This window comes from Streptomyces phyllanthi (genome assembly GCF_009377205.1).
In the GTDB taxonomy this organism is placed as follows: domain Bacteria; phylum Actinomycetota; class Actinomycetes; order Streptomycetales; family Streptomycetaceae; genus Streptomyces; species Streptomyces phyllanthi.
On sequence record NZ_VJZE01000775.1, the window covers coordinates 1 to 2,537 of the forward strand.

A 2,537-nucleotide genomic window follows, 5' to 3' on the forward strand; every position below is an offset into this window, starting at 1 on the left:
GGGACGGGGGAAAGTCAGTGGGTACGAAGGGCCGCGAGCCGCTGGTCGACTTCCTCGGCGGTGGCATGGCCATGGGCCAGCGCGGTGACACGGTCGCCGTCGACGGCGAGGAGGGTGGGGAAGCCGGTGACGCCCAGCGAGGCGGCCCGGCGGAAATCGGCTCCCGCCGCTGCCCGCGTCTCCGTGTCTTCGAAGGCGGCGACCACGGCGTCGGCGTCCAGTCCGGCCTCCTCGGCGACCTTCCGGTAGGTCGCGGGGTCGGAGAGGCTGCGGCCGTCGGCGTAGAAGGCCCGCTGCAGTGCGGTGGTCAGCTCGGCCGCACGGGCGGGGGCGGCCCGGCGCAGGGCGGCGACCCCGCGCGCGGCGGCCTCCGAGTCCATCACGAACGAGCCGTCGGCGATCAGTCGCTCGTACGCCTCACCGAACTCGGCGCCGGTCAGCTCGGCGATCTTGGCGTTCGCGCCCTGGACATAGCCGAACTCGCGGATCGGCACCCGGCGCGGCCCGGTGAACAGCCCGCCGGAGACGACCTCGACCGGCAGCTCGGGGTGACGGGAGACGACCTCGCTCAGCGTTCCGGAGAACCCGTGCGACCAGCCGCAGTAGGCGTCGAAGACGTAGACGAGCTTCATCGAGGACCTCAGGAGGGGTGCGGCCCCGTAGGGCGCGAACGGTTTACCTGATGGAACAGTAAATGACGCGTCAGATATTTCCCTGTGGGTGTGACACCCGACACATGCCTGTCTTCGTGGCCACCGTCTCCATGGCCACCGTCTCCATGGCCACCGTCTCCGCGGTCACCATCTCCGTGGTCACCACACAAGCGGCGCCGCTGCGGCACCACTTGACACACAAGCGGCACCGCCCGGCCCGCAAGAGGCACCGCTCAGGCACACCAGCGGCGCCGCCCGGCCGCAGCGCGGCGTCAGGGCAGGCGGGGCAGCACGCGCCGGGCCGAGTGGCTCAGGACGCGCAGGTCCTCGGCGAACCGGTCATGGTCCTCAGCCGGCAGAGGCGCCAGGAAGTAGCGGCGGATGTTCTCCACATGCACGCGGGACGCGCGCACCGCGGTCTGCTCCCCCCGCTCGGTGAGGCGCACCAGCCGTCCACGCCGGTCGTCGGGATCCTCGGCACGCTCGACCAGCCCGGCCACCTCCATACGGTCCACCAGGCGCGTCGCGCCGCCCGTGGTCAGCACCTGCTCCTGGGCGATGGCCCGCATCGACAGCCCCGGCTCACCGGCACGCCCCAGGATGAGCAGCACCTCGTACATCAGGTGGCTGATCCCGCACTCCTGCTCCAGGGCCCGGCCCAGGATGTACTCCAGCCGGTTGGCGGCTCCCTGCAACCGCCCGAAGGCCAGCACCAGCGGGTTGTCGGCGGCCTCCTTCGCCGTAGAGATCTCCGCCTGCTCGTCCACGTCCCGCCGCCCTTCTTGTCTCCCGTCCCGTCCACCGATCATGCCGTGTGCCGGGACCGGCCGGCCTTCCGGCCCTCGTCACAGGCCCTGGCGGGTCCGGGGGAAGGTGCCCGGGGTGACGCCGGTGTGGCGGGTTCACCGGGACCAGGGCCCGGCCACGGCTCGCGGCGTACGCCCGCTCCACGGCGGTCTCGATGCGCTCGGCGCCCCAGCCCCCGTACGTGTCACCGGCTCGCCCATGGCGGGGTGGACGGACCGGATGGTGCCGCTCATCCGGTGGGCGCCCCTCCCCTGTCGTACTCGGAGAGGTGCTCGAAGGTCTCGCCGGTTGCGGTGATGGTGCGGGTGACGTCCCGGCCGCCGTAGACCCAGTAGATCCGCATGACGCCCTCGCCGCGGTTGAGGAACCGGTGCGGGGTGCCGGCCGGGACCCAGGTCGCCTGACCGGCTTCCAGGTCGAAGAACTCACCGTCGATCTCCGCGGTCGCCTCGCCTTCGAGGACCAGGACCGACTCCTCGACGTTGTGGCTGTGCACTGGCAGGCCGGTGCCGGGCTGGAAGACGGTCTGGCCGGTGGTGATGACGGCCGCCCGGGAGTTCCATTTGCCGACGTAGGGGATGGTGGCCACTCCGCCGCCGCGGTCGAAGCGTTCGACGTCGTCGGGGTCGATGAGCAGGTTGGGTTCGGCGGGGCGCTTGGTGCACATGTCGGCGGCTCCGTTCAGGAGTGCGGGAGTTCAGGGTGATGCGGGAGTGCGCAAGTTCAGGGGGGCGGGCGTACGGGGGTTCAGGAGTGGTGGAACAGGCGGCGGGAGAGCGTGTTGACCTGGCTGCCGGGGACGACGTATTTCGCCGCCGCCTCACGCCAGACCTTGAAGTGGGGCGCGGCGCGATGGGCCTCGACGGCGGCCTCGTCGTCGTAGACCTCGTGGAAGACGAAGTGGTGGTCGTCGTCCAGGTCGCAGACGACGTCGAAGTAACGGCAGCCGGGCTCGTCCGTGAAGGAGCGCTCGGCGTTCTCCGCAATGGCCTCGAGGAAGTCGTCCCGGCAGCCGGGGACGACCTGGGGGGACACGGTGAGCGCGATCATGCGGGGAACTCCTGGGTGATGGAGGCG

The 2,537-nt window shown here is 71.2% G+C and carries 4 protein-coding genes; all 4 read right to left on the reverse strand.

The window, feature by feature from the left end:
- Window positions 1-14: 14 nt before the first annotated feature.
- Window positions 15-632: a DsbA family protein gene (locus FNH04_RS44685; protein ID WP_152791947.1), complete on the reverse strand. Its 618-nt coding sequence runs from the start codon at window positions 630-632 to the stop codon at window positions 15-17.
- A 293-nt stretch (window positions 633-925) separates the two neighbouring features.
- Window positions 926-1,420 carry a MarR family winged helix-turn-helix transcriptional regulator gene (locus FNH04_RS44690; protein WP_322725663.1) on the reverse strand — a complete coding sequence of 165 codons (495 nt, stop codon included), beginning with the start codon at window positions 1,418-1,420 and terminating at the stop codon, window positions 926-928.
- 269 nt (window positions 1,421-1,689) lie between these two features.
- Window positions 1,690-2,127 (reverse strand): cupin domain-containing protein, encoded by a 438-nt coding sequence (locus FNH04_RS44695; protein WP_152791949.1) that lies wholly within the window; start codon window positions 2,125-2,127, stop codon window positions 1,690-1,692.
- Window positions 2,128-2,207: 80 nt separating this feature from the next.
- Window positions 2,208-2,537 (reverse strand): putative quinol monooxygenase (locus tag FNH04_RS44700; RefSeq protein WP_228032005.1); only part of this gene is annotated, 330 nt, incomplete at its 5' end.

What these genes read in the sequence shown, in the direction of transcription:
- FNH04_RS44685 (WP_152791947.1), bottom strand. Translation starts at nt 632, where the DNA reads ATGAAGCTCGTCTACGTCTTCGACGCCTACTGCGGCTGGTCGCACGGG.
- FNH04_RS44695 (WP_152791949.1), bottom strand. Translation starts at nt 2,127, where the DNA reads ATGTGCACCAAGCGCCCCGCCGAACCCAACCTGCTCATCGACCCCGAC.